The following is a 17,264-nucleotide window of genomic DNA, read 5'->3' as shown; positions in this document are numbered from 1 at the left end:
GAAATGTCCATCTGCCCAAAGAATAAATCTTCCAAAGCAAGACGCGATAAGAGAAGAGCAAACTGGAAAATGAGCGCTCCAAACCTTGTAAAATGCAGCAAATGCGGCGCACTTATGATGCCACACAGAGTTTGCAAGGCTTGCGGAAGCTATAACAAAAAAGAAATCGTTAAAGTTGAAGACTAATAACGAACCATGAAAGGACATCTGAGCTGATCGGGTGTTCTTTTTTTATGCAAAAAAACAGAAGAATTCTTGTTTTTTACGCAGGTTTTTTATATAATATTACAAGGAGATTAGAGCTAAAATGTATTTTGCCCCCCTGACTTTGATATCTACGAATTGCTCCGCTGCTTTGCAGCTCCCGCAATTCCAGGACATTCGGAATCCGGAGATTTACTACGTAAATCGCTACTTCCTCATGTCCTGCAGGCCCTAAGTTCAAAAGCTTTATCGTGCAAGTACGAACAGCTTTTTGACCTTTTGACCTTGATATCTCAAAATATTACAACCTTGGAGGAACTATCATGTCTGAATTAAGTGATAAGATCAGATCAGAGTTTAAGAAATCAGATGACGAGCGCGATGCGCTTATGAATACCCCGGAGGACGTAGACCGCTGGGATAATATTGTATATGGACACGACGACAGGGAAATACAGAAGCTGGATGTGTACAGACCGAAGCAGGCCCAGGGAGAGGACCTTCCGGTCATCATCAGCGTACATGGCGGCGGCTGGATGTACGGCGACAAGGAGAGATACCAGTACTACTGCATGAGCCTTGCACAGCGCGGCTTCGCAGTAATAAACTTTACATACCGCCTCGCCCCGGAGAACAAGTTCCCGGCAATGTTAGAAGACCTGAATTTGGTGTGCAAATGGGTGATGAAGCGTGCAGGACGCTTCCACTTTGACACAGAGCGTATTTTTGCAGTGGGAGATTCCGCTGGTGCCCACATTCTGGGCCTTTACGCAGGTATCTGCACCAACCCGGCATACGCTGCCAAATATGATTTCACAGTGCCGGAAGGCTTTGCCCTCACAGCCATTGCCCTGAACTGCGGCGTTTACCAGGTTTCTGGGGAGAACGTAGAAGACCTGACCATGCAGATCATGAAAGAGCTTCTTCCACAGGGCGGCACCGAAGAAGAACTGGCACAGATCAGCGTTCTTGACACCATTACAGACGTTTATCCACCTGTATTTTGCATGACAGCAGTTGCGGATTTCCAGAAAGGACAGGCCCCTGCTCTGGTACAGAAGCTGATGGAGAACAATGTGCCATTTGTTTATCGTGTATTTGGAGACAAGGTCAACAAGCTTGGCCATGTTTTCCACTGTGACATCAAGACAATTGACGCTGCACAGTGCAATGACGCAGAATGCGACTTCTTCCGGGAATTCTGCTTCTGATTTTGTGCTGCTTTTCACGGAAACCTGCGGTTCGCCACAGGTTTCTTGTTTTATTTGGAGGAATCCTATATGCTAAAACCAGAACAAATTCAAATGAGGAAATACATGAAAAGAAAAATGACTTTCTGGATTTTTGCCCTTTGTTTCCTGCTGATGCTGTGTCCTCTGACAGGCGCGCAGAAGGTGTGGGCCGGGAACAGCGTGATCACAGATTTTTCCAGAATTTTTTATATACCTGCAGGAGCTGTGTTAAGAGGGGGAAGCCTGGAGGAGCTAAAAGAGACCTATGACTCTATGAGCTGCATGGCCTACACAGAAGACGGCCAGGAGCTGGAACTAAATGTAATCTGGGATTACTCCAAAGTGAATGTGCAGAAGGTGGGGGCATACCAGATCACAGGAACCCTGAAGCTTCCGGAAGGCTATACCAGCGGTATAACTGTTCCCAGCTGGACTGTGGGAATCTCTGTTCAGAATTTTGAGGAGCTGGAGATCCAGGTGTATTCCAGAATGATTTCCGCGGGACTCTATTATTTTCCCTGGATCACAGATCAGGACCCGGATGCTATGGAAATCTGGATGCAGCCGGAAGGCGAGGACTGGATCAACATCAGCGAGGAAGGGTATGGAATGTGTGATACAGACGGCATGTACCTTTCCTGCCAGAGCATGGTGAAAGGAAATACCTACACCCTGACTGTGGTTTATCCCAATGGGAAAACAAGGAATCTGAAGTACTGCTATGCATCAGATGGAACTCTGGATATCATCAGCTACCAGCCCTGGCTTTTGGGAAGCAGCGGCGTGAAGGACACCACCATCCGTTCCTGTGAACCCATAGAAGAGGGAAGCCTGGAGCGTTTGGGGGCCTATGCCCTTCGCAAAGGCCAGAGTACCTATGGACTGAAAAAACAGCTGGAAAAGAGCTTGCATATCCTTGGCAGCACCCAGACGGAATACGAGGACAGCGCGTCCCACCCTTCGGTTGTAATGCCTTCTGTGTGGGATTTTGGCGGGGTAAATACCAATGTTCCAGGTGTTTATAAGGTAACAGGAAGCTTCCAGGCACCAGAGGGATATACGCTGGATCCGGATGCCAAGCTTCCGACAGCATCTGTCTATGTTGCCGTCCAGCGCCCGGATCAGCCGCAGGTGCAGACCTGTGCCATGGCTGGTTCTTCCCACCTGTTTTTCCCCATGATTCTGGATGCCTTTACAGACGATCAGCTAAAGGATTTTCAGCCGGAGTTAAAGTGCAAGGATCAGAAGATCAGCCTGAATCAGGACAGCTGGTACATGACCCGGGAAGGCCTGTATCTGAAAAAGACTAACCTGCAGCTAAACCATGATTACAGCCTGCAGGTAGCATATCCCGGCGGAAGCACTGGTACCTACACCTTCCATTTTGATGAAAATTTCATTACAAATGACCACTGGTATGAGAGAAATTACGCGGACCGTGACGGCAAGGACCTTCCGGACATTGACACAGGCAAAGAGACGGTCACCGATGTGTCCACCGTGATCGTGGGAAACCGTCTGGCCGCCCTTATGAGCGCACAGGTAGAGAAGATTCCTTTTGAAAGCGGAGGCGTGCTGGTTCGTGTCCCTACGAAAGTGGTGAAGGACTGGGAAGTAGGACCGGAGGATGAGGTGAAGGTGGATATTTCCAGGGAAGATGGGGATTTATCCGTAAGCATTTCCAAAAACGGCGAGGAGATCACAGATATTCCAGGTGCTACCGTGGAGATTCCAAAGAGCTCTGGGTCTGGCACCAGAACTGTGCTGACAGATGAAGAGGGAAATTCCTACACGGGAATGGTCAATGAGACCCAGAATGTAGCTGTGATCCCTGTGGATAAAACCGGGGAATATTCCATCAAAGAAGAGCAGTCCCAGGATGCTTCCGAAAACGGGGAAGAAATCGAGAAAGCATTGGATGAAGAGACAGATACAGAGGAAGAAACTGCCGATGATTCTTATGAGACAGCTGAAATCGCAGGAGAAGATGTGGAAGCTGCCCAGAAAACAACCGGGGACAGCAGTCAGGATGATTTGAGAAAACAGCATATAAAAACAACCGCCTTGGTTGCGGGAATTGTAGTTTTGTTAATATTGTTATTGCTTTTGCCTATGAGAAAAAACAGAAGGCTCCGAAAGGGGGACCGGGGTGAAGGAGAAGAGGACAGGTAAGAAAGACAGAAAGCTGCTGTGGGGAACCATCATCATAAGTATGATCCTTTCCCTTATGGTTTTTTATGTATTGTATAACGCGAACAACAAATACATGACAAGAGAAGAAAAGGCCATACACGGAATTCTCTACGCAGACGGTTCCTACGACAGCCTTCCGGTCTACTATCTTTCCAGGGAATGGGAATACTATCCGGATGTGCTGCTTACCCCAGGGGATGACCTGGAAAAGTACTATTTCCGGTATCTTTCCATCGGGGAATACGGCGGAATGGAGTTAGATGACAGAAATGGAAAACCCTATGGAAGCGGAACCTACCGGCTTCGGATCATGCTTCCCTCAGAAGAGCATACTTATGGCCTGTATCTGCCAGAGATATTTTCTGCATATAATCTGTATGTGGACGGCAAGCTGATCGAGCAGGTGGGCAATCCGGACCCGGATCACTATGAAGAGCGGATCCAGCACAGAATGTTTACCTTCAAAGGGCATACCTCTGTAGAGATCATGATCGCAGTGACGGATAAAGATTCCGCGTCTCCGGGAATCCAGTATGTTCCAGCCTTTGGCAATCCTCTGAAGGTCAATACCGTAAGGGGAATCCCGGTATTTCTCAATTCCTCTGTTTTTACCCTGGTTCTTCTGGTGCTGCTCTTCTCCGTATGGGCGTTTTTCAGAACCAGAAGCCGGGCAAATGCACTGTTTGCAGGAGTGTGCGTCTGTGTCCTTGGATACACCTGCTATCCCCTTTTGCATACCTATCTGGCTTTGCGGGTACAGCCCTGGTTCAGTCTGGAAATGCTGTTTTATTATCTCACATTTCCGGCCATGCTGCTTCTGGAGCATGAGATCACAGGCAGGAAATACAAATGGGTGTGGTGGCTGGTTGGCTTTACTGCTGCGGCTGGCATTGGTGCCACAGTTGCCGGGATTTTTGCAGGAGGAATGGAAACGGCAGCATTGTCCTACGGGGTGTCGGCTGTTACAGAGGTTTTGAAATGGTTTACTGCCATATGCCTGGTGGTGATCGCCTTTTTTTACACGGAAGGAACCCGCGGGCTTCCGCTGCTTGCAGGGACAGTGCTCTATGCCTCTTCTCTGGCAGCAGACCGGATCTGGCCCTTATATGATCCCATTATCGGCGGATGGTTCCCGGAATGGGGCGGTACCATTCTGGCTGGCGTGTTTGGGGTAATTTTGTGGCGGGAGCTTACAGACGGCTACCGGATGCGGCTGATCTACGAGGAGCAGTCCAGACAGATGGAGCTGCGCCTGATGATGCAAAAGGAGCACTACGAGAAATTGACTGGTGCGTTGGAGGAAGCAAGCCGGACAAGGCACGATATGCGCCAGTACATCCGTACCGCTTCCATGCTGCTGGAAGAGGAGCATTATGAACAGCTTCGGGAGTATTTCCATCAGTTTGCAAAGGAGAGCAGTGAGAAAATGCAGGCGCCTATGTGCTACTGCAAAAACATGTCCGTGGATGCCATCCTGCACTATTATGCAGGCCAGCTGGAAGATGCAGGAGTAAGCTTTCACCATTCAATTGAAGTTCCCCAAAAGATGAAGATTACAGACCTTGATATCTGCAGGATTTTCGGAAATCTTCTGGAAAATGCGGTGCGAGCGGTGAAAGCGGACAAAGAAACAGAGGAGCCCTATGTAAACTGCATCTGCAGGGTTCGTATGGGAAAGCTTCTCATTGATATTGAAAACAGCTATTCAGGGGAAGTACGAAGAAATGGGGATGTTTTTTATTCCACAAGCCACAGCGGCCAGGGAATCGGGACAGCCTCCGTCAGCAAAACGGCTGAGAAATACGGAGGCTATGCAGATTTCGAAGCATCAGAGGGCGTTTTTCGGGCCAATGTATTTATCCCTCTGGAAAACAGCGGATCATGAGAACAGATAGTTCAGGTATTCTTTCTTGATGGCGTTGGCACCGCGCTTGCGGATCTGCACCACCTCCTGGTTGTCCAGAAGAAAGCTGTCCTCAAGGGTCTTGTGGATGCGGTCCATGTTCACAAGACAGCCCCGGTAGCAGGAAAGAAAGCAGGGAAGATCCTGGATCAGCTCCTCAAATTTCTGAAAGGTAAGATAAGTGCGCAGAACCCCGGCATCCGTGTGAAGCTGGACGGCATTGTGGAAGGTATCTGCATATAATATGGTTTTTACAGGAACACGCACAGGCGTACGGTCACAGATCACTTCGATGTACCGCACGTCCTGTGCGTTTTTGATCTGGATGGTGTCAAGCACCTTCATAAGCTTGGCGGTGTCAAGGGGTTTCAGAAGGTAGTATGCCGCCTGCACGTCATAGCTGGCCACTGCGAAAGCGTCGCTGCTGGTGACAAAGATTAAGGAGCAGGAGTCGCCTGCCTCACGGATGCGCACTGCCACGTCCATGCCGTTATCCTGGTCCATGTAGATATCAAGGAAAATCAGGTCATATTTGCCGGGAGTGTAGGCCTTCCAGAAGGCAGCAGGGGAAGAAAAGCTTTGGATCTGCACCATGATCTGCCGGTCTTCATAATAGTTCTGTGCAGCCCTGCCAAGGGTGTCAAGGTCCTGCTGTACGTCATCGATAATTGCAATGTTCAATGTTATGTATCCTCCATATGAAAAGAAATGCGCTTTCGGATTCCAAATATCACCGAAAGTGTCATCTCGTCCCATGTGTATTGTTTTTTGGAAAAAAATCAGATATAGTGGTCTCAAGGTGGTGAGGTACTTAGAGACCTACATATCATACCACAAAATTCAAAAAAGTGAGGTAGAAAATATGAAAAACTGGAAAAAAGTTATGGCGATGTTATGTACTGCAGCAATGATCACAGGATTCAGCGCACCTGTATGGGCAGAAGCTGATGCAGCAGAAGAGACAGAGGCAGCTGAAGCAACTGAAATCACTGAGCTGACCATCGATATGCTGGAGGAAGCAGCATACGAAGGAACCTGGTTGACCTTTGAACCAGGCTTCGACCTCTATGTACCAAGTAACTGGAATGTTCTGGAAGTTTCCGAGGAAGACCAGGCGGACGGGGTTATGTTCCAGGCACTGGATCCGGAGTCTGAGGATGGCGTCAATCTGGCAGTAACAGCAACAGAGGTAGGAACAGAGTATGATCTGGATTCCATGGCTCAGGAGCTTGATGAGGCAGGCTATATTGATGTTGAGAAGGTTTCCATCAACGGAATCTTTGCAGTGTCCTTTGAGACAGAGTCTACTTATGGAATCGGATTCCTGGATGACACAGGAATCATGTACAACGTTCAGATCGGACCGAAGAGCGAGGAGCTTCAGCCGACCGCAGAGACTCTGTTCATCTCCCTGATCAAGAGCGAAGAGAATACCTACAAGGATGATGCACAGGCAGCAGATGAGACAGCTGACGAAGCAGCAGACGAGGAAGCTGCAAACTAAGAAAAAAGAAGGCATAGCAGAGTAAAGTAAAATGCAATGCCGCGGCTTTGAGTGATACGAGAGGGAACCATGTATAAGCTGCAAATGACCGTGAAATAAGAAAAAAGGGCTGTTATAAAATAGCCTGAAAAAGAAGGACCTGTGGATTATAAAAAGGAATCCAGGGTCTTTCTTTTGTGATGATATGAAAGTCGGCTACCTGGCGCCTATGGGCGCTCCCACAGCGGATGACTGCATTTGTAATCCAGGCTATTGCCCAGACCATATCCAAGAATTCGCTCATGCAAGCCTAGAGCGTGTTTGAAAAATCATTCCCGCAATCTGCACGCCCCACTTTGCGGTATATTTTGCCCGAATTCGGTTGCCGTAGCCCGCTACGGCGCCCTCATCCGGACAAAATCTCCCACAAATTGTGACGCACATCTTGCAGAAAGCCTTTTTCAAACACGCTCTAGAGCGTGTTTGAAAAATCATTCCTGGATGTCGTCTGGGACTTTCATAGTAAATTACTTCAGCGCTTTCTTAATCCGTGCATTCCACTTCTGTACAATCAGCGGATTCATTTTTACTTTCTTACGGTCATAGGTAATCAGTCCGTTTACTTCCTCCTCAATATCAGAGAGCTGCGTATAAATAGCAGCGGAGTAACCCTTTTTCACAGAGGGAACAATGGTATCCTCCATCAAGCGGGCGAATCCGCTGGTAAGCCCGTCGGAGGTGGCGAATTTCTTATAGCCATAGGTATTTTTGCAGGCGCTGTGTTCCGGGATACGAAGGGAATAACCTCCAAATTCCGAGAGTGCCAGTACACGCTTAGACCTGGGAATCGGAAGACCCAGGAAATAATAGTGGAGGCTGTTAATGTCACCGCAGCCCTGGTCAAACCAGCCGCTGGCGGAATCCACCAGACGGGAAGAATCCAGCTTGTGAATCATGTCTGTGACCTGTTTCGTAGAAAACTGTCCCCACCCCTCATTAAATGGAATCCATGTAACAATGGAAGGATGATTGTACAGCGCCCGGATCATGCCCCGGATATCATCCACATATTCCTGCCGTCCGTCCTCATCTGTGCGGGAGAGAAGCTTCGCATGAATGTCCTTCACTGGAATGCGCATCCAGTTCAGTAAGGTAGCAAGGTAGGTGACAAACCAGTGATGGTAGGAGGAACCGCCGTTTGGCATGTCCTGCCAGACCAGCATGCCCATGCGGTCGCAGTGGAAATACCAGCGGTCTGCCTCAATCTTGCCGTGCTTGCGCAGCATGTTAAAGCCAAGATCCTTCATGGCACGGATGTCATAGATCAATGCCTCATCGCTGGGGGCTGTGTAAAGTCCGTCCGGCCAGTAGCCCTGGTCCAGAACCCCGCTCTGGAAATAAGGCTCATGATTCAAGAAAAAGCGGGGATATCTGTCCTCTGCCATCTGAACGTCGCATTTCCTAAGGGCAAAATAGGTAAGAACCCGGTCTTCCCCATATTCAATGGAAACGGGATACAGCCAGGGCTTCTCCGGGGACCAGTGTTTCTGGTATTTGGCAGGAACAGGAATGGAAATTTCTTTCCCCGGTTTCAGGAAGGCTTCGGTGATGGGCTGCTGGCAAAGCTCATCCGTCACGCCGTCCGCATCCAGATAGACCGGCGGATAAATCCGGCAGAGAGCGGAAGCGTGGACCGATCCTTTAGCGTCTTCGCAGGAGTCAGAAGAAGTCTTATCACTATCTGGCTGTACATCATAAGAGGCATTGCCTGTGCCGTAACGATTGTCCGGGCATTCTGTGCGCATCCGGATCTTCACATGCCCATTGTCAAAATCCGGGGTGATCCGCAGATCTCTTATGTAATCCTCTGGCACAATCTCCATCCACACAGTCTGCCAGATTCCGCTCTGTGCGGTATAGAACATGCCGCCTCTTTCCAGCTGCTGTTTGCCTCTTGCGTGGTAGGAGGTGTCGCTGAAGTCGCGGACGCTGATCAGAATGGAAATAACCAGGTTCTCCCCTACAAAATCCGTAATATCCGCGGAGAATGGAAGGTAGCCGCCCTTGTGGTAGGTGACGAACTTACCGTTAATATAAACGCTGCAGATCTGGTCTACCGCTCCGAAATGAAGAAGGAGCCGCTGACACGTTGGATCAAAGCTGCCCTCTGGAAGCTGAATCACCCGGGAATACCACAGGGTTTCATCGGGAAGCAGCTGTCTGTTTACCTGGGACAAAGGTGCTTCCGGGGAAAAGGGAACCAGGATCTGTCCGTCAAATGGAAAATATTCGTTTTCATAAAACTGCCAGGGCAGGATGCGGCTGTCCGTGATCAGATAATCCCACATTCCGTTCAGGTTGATCCAGCGCCCGCGTACCATGCCGGGACGTGGATATTCCTTTAATGTCTGTCCGTCTGCCGCCTGGCTGGTCCAGACTGTATCCAGATTTTTCAAAAATAAGTCCTCCTTCAAGTTTACTGATAATATTTTATACTATCTTTCATTATACACGAATTGCGCGCTTTTGCAATTGAAAAAGAGGGTATATTATGTTAGGATAGAAAGGATTGATGGAGGGGAGAAAATGAATAATTCACAAAACAAGAACCTGCTGACAGAAGGGTCCATCTGGAAAAAACTGATGGGCTTCGCATTCCCGCTTTTTCTGGGAAACCTGTTTCAGCAGCTGTACAATACTGCAGATTCTTTGATCGTAGGAAATTTTCTGGGAAGTGATGCGCTGGCAGCAGTCAGCTCATCCGGCAGCCTTACCTTTTTGCTGGTAGGATTTTTCCAGGGAATGGCAATGGGAGCCGGCGTTATTATAGCCAGGTATTTTGGCGCAAGACAGCAAAAGGAGCTGCAAAAAGCCATCCACACTACGGTAGCCTTTGGTATTTTATGCGGAATCCTTCTGACCATATCCGGTGTTGTGCTGGCGCCGAAGATCCTGGTCCTGATGAAAACCCCGGCAGATATTTTGCCCAAATCTACCCTGTATTTCCAGGTATATGCCATGGGTTCACTGGGACTGGTTCTTTACAATAACTTTGTAGGCATTATGCAGGCGGTAGGAGACAGCCGCCATCCGCTGTATTACCTGATTTTTTCATCCCTGCTCAATGTGACCCTGGACATGGTTTTCGTTGGAGCAATGGGAATGGGCGTGGAAGGGGCTGCACTTGCAACCATCATTGCCCAGTTTGCAAGCGCACTTTTGTGCCTGTATCGTCTCATGAAGAAGAGCCCGGAGGAATATACGGTTTCTCTTAGAAAAATAAATCTGGATCCCTATATGGTGAAGCAGATCGTGTCCAACGGTCTTCCGGCTGGCGTGCAGAACTCTGTAATTGCCATTGCCAACGTTGTGGTCCAGTCCAATATCAACAGCTTCGGCAAGCTGGCAGTGGCAGGCTGCGGAGCTTATTCCAAGGTGGAGGGCTTCGGATTCCTGCCGATCACCTGTTTTTCCATGGCACTGACTACTTTTATCAGCCAGAACCTTGGAGCCAAGAAATACGACCGCGCGAAAAAGGGCGCGCGCATTGGAATCCTGTGCAGCATTTCCATGGCAGAAGTGGTTGGAATTATTGTGTATTTTGCAAGTCCGGTTCTGATTGCTGCCTTTAACAATGATCCGGGAGTGGTGGAATATGGCGTGAGAGAGGCACATGTCATTACTTTATTTTACTTTTTGCTTGCCTTTTCCCACTGTATTGCAGGCCTGATGCGAGGGGCAGGCAGGGCTACTGTGCCTATGTTTGTCATGCTTGCCTGCTGGTGTGTGATCCGTGTGACTTACATTACTGTAGCGGTAAAAATACATCCGGTGATCCAGACCGTGTTCTGGGCTTATCCGCTGACCTGGACCTTAAGCTCCATTCTGTTTCTGATCTTCTATCTGAAATCAGACTGGATCCACGGATTTGAGAAAAAAAGAGGATAAGAACAGCAATCGCGGAGTCAGCACTGGAAAGTGTTGCAGGACTTTTGAGCTGGCAGCAGGTTATAGCAGAAGGAGTAATTAGATCAGATGAACGTACTGAATATAGAACATGTAAGCAAAATTTTCGGAGATAAAAAAATATTTGATGATATTTCTTATGGAATCCATGATGGTGATAAGATTGGTATTATCGGAATCAATGGAACAGGAAAAAGTACTTTGCTTAAGATCATTGCAGGGGAAGAAGAGACCGATGAGGGACAGGTAATTACGCAGAACGGGCTTCGGATCACCTATCTGCCCCAGATGCCGGATTTTCCAAAGGGAGCCATTGTGCAGGATTATGTGGCGGACGGTAAATGGCAGAAGGACTGGAGTACCCAAAGTGAGGCAAGGAATATTCTGAACAAGCTTGGCATCACTGAGCATGACGCCCTGGTGGAGCAGCTTTCCGGCGGCCAGAAGAAAAAGGTTGCCCTTGCCCGCACCCTTGTGAATCCTTCCGATGTGCTGATCCTGGACGAGCCTACCAACCATCTGGACAATGAGATGGTGACCTGGCTGGAGGATTACCTCAACCGGTTTAAGGGCGTTGTGATCATGGTTACTCATGACCGTTATTTTCTTGATAAGGTAACCAACAAGATCCTGGAGATCAGCCATGGGAAAATTTATTCCTATGATGCCAACTATTCCGGGTTCCTGGAACTGAAGGCGCAGAGGGAAGAAATGGAGCTGGCGTCCGAGCGGAAGAGACAGAGTGTTCTTCGCATGGAGCTGGAGTGGGCCAAGCGTGGCTGCCGCGCCAGAAGCACCAAGCAGCGTGCCCGCCTGGAGCGTCTGGAAGCGTTAAAAAACGGCAAGGCACCTACCCAGGATCTGGATGTGCAGATGGATTCCGTGGAGACCCGCATGGGAAAGAAAACTGTGGAGCTTCACCATGTTTCCAAACATTATGGGGATAAGGTGATCCTGGATGATTTTGATTATATTGTGCTGAGAAACCAGCGACTTGGCATTATCGGGCCCAACGGCTGCGGCAAATCTACCCTGATCCGCATCATTGACGGAATGGTGCAGCCAGACAGCGGTGAGGTGGAGCTTGGGGAAACCATTAAGATCGGTTATTTTGCCCAGGAAGTGCCGGATATGGATGGGAACCAGAGGGTGATCGACTATATCCGTGATGTGGCGGAATTTATTCCTACAAGAGACGGACGGATCAGTGCGTCTATGATGCTGGAGAGGTTTTTGTTTGATTCTGCTATGCAGTACACGCCGGTTGCCAAGCTTTCCGGCGGGGAGAAGAGACGTCTCTATCTTCTGAAAGTGCTGATGGAGGCGCCTAACGTGCTTCTTCTGGATGAGCCAAGCAATGACCTTGATATTCCGACTCTGACCATTCTGGAGGATTATCTGTCCTCTTTTTCCGGAATTGTGATTACCGTGTCACATGATCGCTATTTCCTGGATGATGTGGTGGACCGTATTTTTGCATTTGAGGGAAATGGAAAGCTGACTCAGTATGAGGGCGGCTACACCGATTATGTGGAGGCGAAAGCTCGGAGATTTGGCGGAGATGGCAGCTCTGCCGGGGCAGCTGATAAGTCTGGTTCCGGGGCGGATGGCAACGGTGAGGAACCGAAGAAAGCCACCAAAAAGGACTGGAAGCAGGGACAGAACCGCCAGGAGAAGCTGAAATTCTCTTATAAGGAAGAGCGGGAGTACGCGACCATTGATGATGATATCGCGAAATTGGAAGAGAAAATTGCCAAGCTGGAAAACGACATGATGGCAAACGCCACTAATTCCGTGAAGCTTCGGGAAATCATGGCGGACAAGGAAGCCGCAGAGCAGCAGCTGGAAGAGAAGATGGACCGCTGGGTTTATCTCAATGACTTGGCGGAGAAGATTGAGGCACAGAAAAATAATGGGTGACCGTGATCAGGCATCGGAGGTTCCGGAAGGCCAGAAGAGCAGAGAAGTTCCGGAAGGCTTTAGGAAAAACAGAAATGAACTGCTTCGGAAAATCCCGAAAATTGACAGGCTCATGGAGATGGAATCAGTAAAGGCGCAGTGTGAGCTGTATGGATACCAGATTGTGCTGGAAGCTGCGAGAAAAGCCCAGGAGCAGCTGCGGGAAGTGCTGCGGACGGGCAGCTGCATCGGATCGGAAGAAAGCTGCCTGGAAACTGGCAGACAAGAAAGTCCTGCTGATGTTCCGAAGAGGAATGCAGACGAATCAGAATGTTTATATGATGAAAAAAATAAGGAACAAAATATTCAGAGTTCCAGTACGTTTGAGCAGTATCTTCTTGTAAAAATGCAGGAGATTTTATCTCGGCAGGATCAGCGGCGGATGCAGCGGGTGATCAATGCAACGGGCGTGATCCTGCATACCAATCTTGGACGTGCACCTCTGGGAGAAAAGCTGGTGTTTGAGCTTGTGCCCCTTATGACCGGATACACCAACCTGGAAATGAACCTGGAAGATGGAAAGCGGGGCAGCAGGTACGACCATTTTTCCGAAAATCTGTGCAGGCTCACAGGAGCAGAAGCATGCCTTGCAGTCAATAATAATGCGGCAGCTGTCCTTGTAATGCTGACAGCGCTGGCATCTGGTGGGGAGACCGTTGTGTCCAGAGGAGAGCTTGTGGAAATCGGCGGCAAATTCCGGATCCCGGACGTATGCAGCCAGAGCGGAACCACCCTTGTGGAAGTGGGAACCACCAACCGCACTTATCTGGAAGATTACCAGAATGCGGTGACAGAAAATACCGCCGCGTTCCTCAAGGTTCACACCAGCAACTATCAGATCACAGGCTTCACCCATGAACCAACCGTGGAAGAGCTTGCAAAGGCAGCTCACAGCCACGAAATCCCCCTTCTGGTGGATCTTGGAAGCGGCTGTCTTGTGGATCTGGCATCCTATGGCCTTGGCACTGAAAAACAGGTTCAGGAGCTTCTGGCAAAAGGAGCAGACCTTGTATCCTTCAGCGGCGACAAGCTGCTTGGCGGCCCACAGGCAGGGATTCTGGCAGGCCGCAGGGATCTGATCGAAAAGATTGCGAAGCATCCCCTTATGCGCGCCCTTCGCATTGATAAATTTACAGCGGCTTCCCTGGACAGAACTATAAGTCTGTATCTGAAAGAGGATATCCGTCAGGAAATCCCAGTGTACGAGATGATGAGCCGAAGCGCTGCACAGTTGAAAACTATGGTACAGGAACTGGTCACGGAAATTGCCAGCTTTTCTGGTGAGCATATATCTGAAACTAATTCGTGGTTGAACTCCTGGGAAAAGCCACTGCCTGGTCAGCCGCAAAAACGAGGGTTCAATCAAGACGCGAACAGCAGATTCCTATTCGAAATTGTTCCCACAACCAACGTCACAGGCGGCGGCACCACGCCGGGGAAAACTCTGCCTGGATTTGCCCTGGGAATAAAACCCCGTGACAGCAGCATATGCGCCGAAGAAATCAGCCATCGCCTAAGAACCCTTTCCACCCCAGTAATCGGTCACATCCAGGATGACTGCGTCTATCTGGAAATGCGAACCCTCCTGCCTGGAGATTTGGAAATTTTGAAAAAAGAATTAAAAGATCTGTAGAGAAATAATGAAATATATTTTGCGGCAGAGGAGAATAAAGTCATGGATATGAAAAAAAGAAGAGATCTGCAGCTGGCTTACATTGCGGATGAAACAATTATGGAGGAGCAGCGCAGGTGCAGGAAAATCCTGCAAAAACTTCTTTGCAAATTATAACTGTACGATCATAGATGTGGCAAAAGTAAAAATAGGTGACAACTCAAGATTGGAAAAAGCAAGGCGTGACCGAAGTCACGCCAGATTTTTTAGTTATGCCAAGCCAGTCTCACGCTTGCAGAGTGGATTTCTCCAGTGAGCCAGTCGCAGTCGTTGGTGATCCAGTCCATAATGCCCAGCTGGCGGGTTTCCCAGGCAACGGTAGCTTCGTGAGCTTCCGGGGTCTCTTCGGTTTCCATGGTGGTGTCGATCTCGTCGTAGCCAAAAATATAGCCGCCTGCGTTCCAGATGCTGAAGTTGCTGTCCGGGCCGGGATCAATCTTGCCTTCTCTTGCGGCGACCAGACCGTCATGTCTTGCCTTGTATTCTTCCTCGCAGCCAGGTTTCAGCTTCGTCATGAACATTCTGTGGCGGATCAGCTCTTTGTTTTCGCGGACAACGCCGAAGTTGTGGTACATCAGGCGCATATTTTCCCCCGGAGTGGAGATCCAGGTGAAAGTATCCTCAATCCTAGCGGTAAGTGCCTGGATCTGGGCTTTTTTCTCTTCCGAAAATTCGTGATTTTCGTCGGTTTCGTAATATCCGAAAATCAGGGAATCACAGTTCCAGATACTGAAGTTATGTACCTTCTCCTGATCCAGAAATGCGGTAAGCTCCGGCCATATTTCGCCCAGCTTTCTGCGGTAGTCGTTCTTTTTTCCTTCTTTTAATTCCATTGCAAAGCTATGTCTTTCCATAAAAAACCTCCATACATCATATTAGATTTTTCTTCTGTTCCTTACAATAGCACAATTTCCGACAATAATCCACACCCTATATTGACATCTGCCGAAGACTTCTATACAATAAGAGAATTAGAGCGTGTTTGAAAAATCATTCCCGCAATCTGCACGCCCCACTTTGCGGTATATTTTGCTCGAATTCGGTTGCCGTAGCCCGCTACGGCGCCCTCATCCGAACAAAATCTCCCACAAATTGTGGCGTACATCTTGCAGAAAGCCTTTTTCAAACACGCTCTGGCCTTTTGGCAAACCAGTTTTTGATTTGAAAGGAGAGAGTAATTTTTGGAAAAAGAAAAAAATATCCAGGAAAACAAAATGGGCGTGATGCCTGTGGCAAAGCTTCTGCTTACCATGTCCGTGCCTATGATGATTTCCATGCTGGTCCAGGCGCTTTATAACATTGTGGACAGCATGTTTGTTGCGAAACTCAGCGAAAATGCACTGACAGCAGTTTCCCTTGCTTTCCCGGTACAGAACCTGATGATCGCGGTGGGAACCGGTACAGGTGTAGGTATCAATGCCCTGGTTTCCCGTGCCCTTGGGGAAAAGAAAAATGAATATGCCAACAGCGCGGTAAACAACGGTATTTACCTTGCTATTTTCAGCTTCATCGGATTTGCCATTGTGTGCGGATTTTTCGCTCCGGCATTTTTCAGCGTGCAGACCGATGATCCCCAGATCCTGGCATACGGCGTGGATTATGTGCGGGTGATCGGAATCATGTCTTTCGGTCTGTTTATCCAGCTGTGTGCGGAGAAGCTTCTGCAGTCCACGGGAAAAACCATATATTCTATGGCAACCCAGCTGATTGGTGCTGTGATCAATATCATTTTAGACCCGATCATGATCTTTGGTCTCTTTGGATTCCCGAGAATGGAAGTAACCGGTGCGGCGCTTGCTACTGTAACCGGACAGATCATTGCAGCTGTGATCGGTGTGATCATGAACATCAAGCTGAACAAGGAACTGCATATTTCCCTTGTGAAATATAAACTGAACGGGGAAGTGATCCGTCACATTTACAGCGTTGGATTCCCGTCTATCATCATGGCTTCCGTTGGTTCGGTTATGACCTTTGGAATGAACAAGATCCTGATGGGATTTACTTCCACAGCAACTGCGGTATTCGGCGTATACTTCAAGCTGCAGAGCTTTATCTTTATGCCGGTATTCGGACTGAACAACGGTCTGGTGCCCATTGCAGCATACAATTACGGTGCGAGAAAGCCTGAACGTATTACCAAGGCCATCAAGCTGAGCATCACTTATGGTGTGTGCATTATGCTGGCTGGATTTGTGGTATTCCAGCTTTTCCCGGGAGCGCTTCTGGGAATCTTCAGTGCATCGGATGACATGCTGGCAATTGGAATCCCGGCACTTCGGATCATCAGCATAAGCTTTTTGATCGCAGGATTTTCTGTGGTGGCATCTTCTGTATTCCAGGCACTGGGACATGGATTCCTCAGCCTTGCCGTGTCTGTGCTCAGACAGCTGATCGTACTGCTTCCTGCAGCCTTTATCCTTGCAAAAGTGGGAGGACTTGGAGCCTGCTGGTGGGCATTCCCTATCGCGGAGGTATTCTCCGGGGCGGTTTGCTTTATTTTCATCCGCTATACATTTAAGAAAGAGATTCATCCTCTTTATGAGAATGCAGGGAAATAATTGGAATTGTGACAAAATACAAGAAAGCCTCCAGAGCGATTTTACTCTGGAGGCTTTCCTGGTATTCTGGTATATGTGTCGTATATAAATA

General features: G+C 48.7%; 14 protein-coding genes and 2 pseudogenes. 11 read left to right on the top strand and 5 right to left on the bottom strand.

The genetic code is table 11. From position 1 onward, the window contains the following. Positions 1–3: 3 nt before the first annotated feature. From rpmF to OCV70_RS12430, 4 genes are all read left to right on the top strand, one after another. Complete coding sequence (gene rpmF / locus OCV70_RS12445; protein ID WP_077610953.1) at positions 4–186, top strand: 50S ribosomal protein L32; 183 nt, start codon at positions 4–6, stop codon at positions 184–186. Between the two features lie 341 nt (positions 187–527). Further along, a complete protein-coding gene (locus OCV70_RS12440; RefSeq protein ID WP_021926697.1) occupies positions 528–1,415 on the top strand; it encodes an alpha/beta hydrolase in 888 nt (295 codons plus the stop codon). A gap of 105 nt (positions 1,416–1,520) precedes the next feature. After that, a complete protein-coding gene (locus tag OCV70_RS12435) occupies positions 1,521–3,608 on the top strand; it encodes an Ig-like domain-containing protein (protein WP_173766289.1) in 2,088 nt (695 codons plus the stop codon). Further along, complete coding sequence (locus OCV70_RS12430) at positions 3,586–5,514, top strand: sensor histidine kinase (RefSeq protein WP_173766287.1); 1,929 nt, start codon at positions 3,586–3,588, stop codon at positions 5,512–5,514. The genes OCV70_RS12435 and OCV70_RS12430 overlap by 23 nt, the downstream gene beginning before the upstream one ends. On the opposite strand, the gene OCV70_RS12425 is transcribed toward OCV70_RS12430, so the two are convergent. Then, positions 5,509–6,213, bottom strand: coding sequence for a LytR/AlgR family response regulator transcription factor (locus OCV70_RS12425; RefSeq protein WP_021926701.1), 705 nt, complete (start codon positions 6,211–6,213; stop codon positions 5,509–5,511). The two genes, OCV70_RS12430 and OCV70_RS12425, sit on opposite strands and share 6 nt — an antisense overlap. A 181-nt stretch (positions 6,214–6,394) precedes the next feature. Between OCV70_RS12425 and OCV70_RS12420 the strand changes: the two genes are divergently transcribed. After that, positions 6,395–7,036 carry a hypothetical protein gene (locus OCV70_RS12420; RefSeq protein ID WP_021926702.1) on the top strand — a complete coding sequence of 214 codons (642 nt, stop codon included), beginning with the start codon at positions 6,395–6,397 and terminating at the stop codon, positions 7,034–7,036. A 279-nt stretch (positions 7,037–7,315) separates the two neighbouring features. Here the strand turns inward: OCV70_RS12420 and OCV70_RS19820 are convergent, their stop codons facing one another. Then, positions 7,316–7,459, bottom strand: coding sequence for a DUF6783 domain-containing protein (locus OCV70_RS19820; protein ID WP_317259468.1), 144 nt, complete (start codon positions 7,457–7,459; stop codon positions 7,316–7,318). On the opposite strand from OCV70_RS19820, the pseudogene OCV70_RS19815 reads away from it, so the two are divergent. Further along, positions 7,397–7,621: pseudogene (locus tag OCV70_RS19815) on the top strand (DUF6783 domain-containing protein); the annotation flags it as partial. The gene OCV70_RS19820 and the pseudogene OCV70_RS19815 overlap by 63 nt on opposite strands. Here the strand turns inward: OCV70_RS19815 and OCV70_RS12415 are convergent. Further along, positions 7,543–9,471: a glycoside hydrolase family 2 protein gene (locus OCV70_RS12415; RefSeq protein WP_021926703.1), complete on the bottom strand. Its 1,929-nt coding sequence runs from the start codon at positions 9,469–9,471 to the stop codon at positions 7,543–7,545. The pseudogene OCV70_RS19815 and the gene OCV70_RS12415 sit on opposite strands and share 79 nt — an antisense overlap. A gap of 130 nt (positions 9,472–9,601) precedes the next feature. On the opposite strand from OCV70_RS12415, the gene OCV70_RS12410 reads away from it, so the two are divergent. From OCV70_RS12410 to selA, 3 genes are all read left to right on the top strand, one after another. After that, on the top strand, positions 9,602–10,963 hold the full coding sequence (locus OCV70_RS12410; protein WP_021926704.1) for an MATE family efflux transporter: 1,362 nt from the start codon (positions 9,602–9,604) through the stop codon (positions 10,961–10,963). Positions 10,964–11,050: 87 nt separating this feature from the next. Beyond that, the gene (locus OCV70_RS12405; protein ID WP_021926705.1) at positions 11,051–12,901 is read left to right on the top strand and encodes an ABC-F family ATP-binding cassette domain-containing protein; all 1,851 of its coding nucleotides are present in this window, start codon (positions 11,051–11,053) and stop codon (positions 12,899–12,901) included. After that, entirely contained in the window at positions 12,894–14,573 is a 1,680-nt protein-coding gene (gene selA, locus OCV70_RS12400; protein WP_173766285.1) for an L-seryl-tRNA(Sec) selenium transferase, read from the top strand. Before OCV70_RS12405 ends, selA begins: the two co-directional genes overlap by 8 nt. Positions 14,574–14,818: 245 nt before the next feature. Here the strand turns inward: selA and OCV70_RS12390 are convergent, their stop codons facing one another. Next, positions 14,819–15,466 carry an L-rhamnose mutarotase gene (locus OCV70_RS12390; protein WP_021926708.1) on the bottom strand — a complete coding sequence of 216 codons (648 nt, stop codon included), beginning with the start codon at positions 15,464–15,466 and terminating at the stop codon, positions 14,819–14,821. A gap of 101 nt (positions 15,467–15,567) precedes the next feature. Beyond that, positions 15,568–15,678, bottom strand: a pseudogene (locus OCV70_RS19810) (DUF6783 domain-containing protein); the annotation flags it as partial. On the opposite strand from OCV70_RS19810, the gene OCV70_RS19805 reads away from it, so the two are divergent. Next, positions 15,637–15,777, top strand: a complete 141-nt coding sequence (locus OCV70_RS19805) for a DUF6783 domain-containing protein (protein ID WP_317259470.1) — start codon at positions 15,637–15,639, stop codon at positions 15,775–15,777. The pseudogene OCV70_RS19810 and the gene OCV70_RS19805 overlap by 42 nt on opposite strands. Before the next feature lie 49 nt (positions 15,778–15,826). Next, positions 15,827–17,173, top strand: a complete 1,347-nt coding sequence (locus OCV70_RS12385) for an MATE family efflux transporter (RefSeq protein WP_021926709.1) — start codon at positions 15,827–15,829, stop codon at positions 17,171–17,173. The last annotated feature ends 91 nt before the right edge of the window (positions 17,174–17,264 follow it).

Source organism: Blautia acetigignens, assembly GCF_025566865.1.
Lineage (GTDB): Bacteria > Bacillota > Clostridia > Lachnospirales > Lachnospiraceae > Blautia_A > Blautia_A acetigignens.
This window is presented reverse-complemented; position numbering and strand designations above follow the sequence as displayed.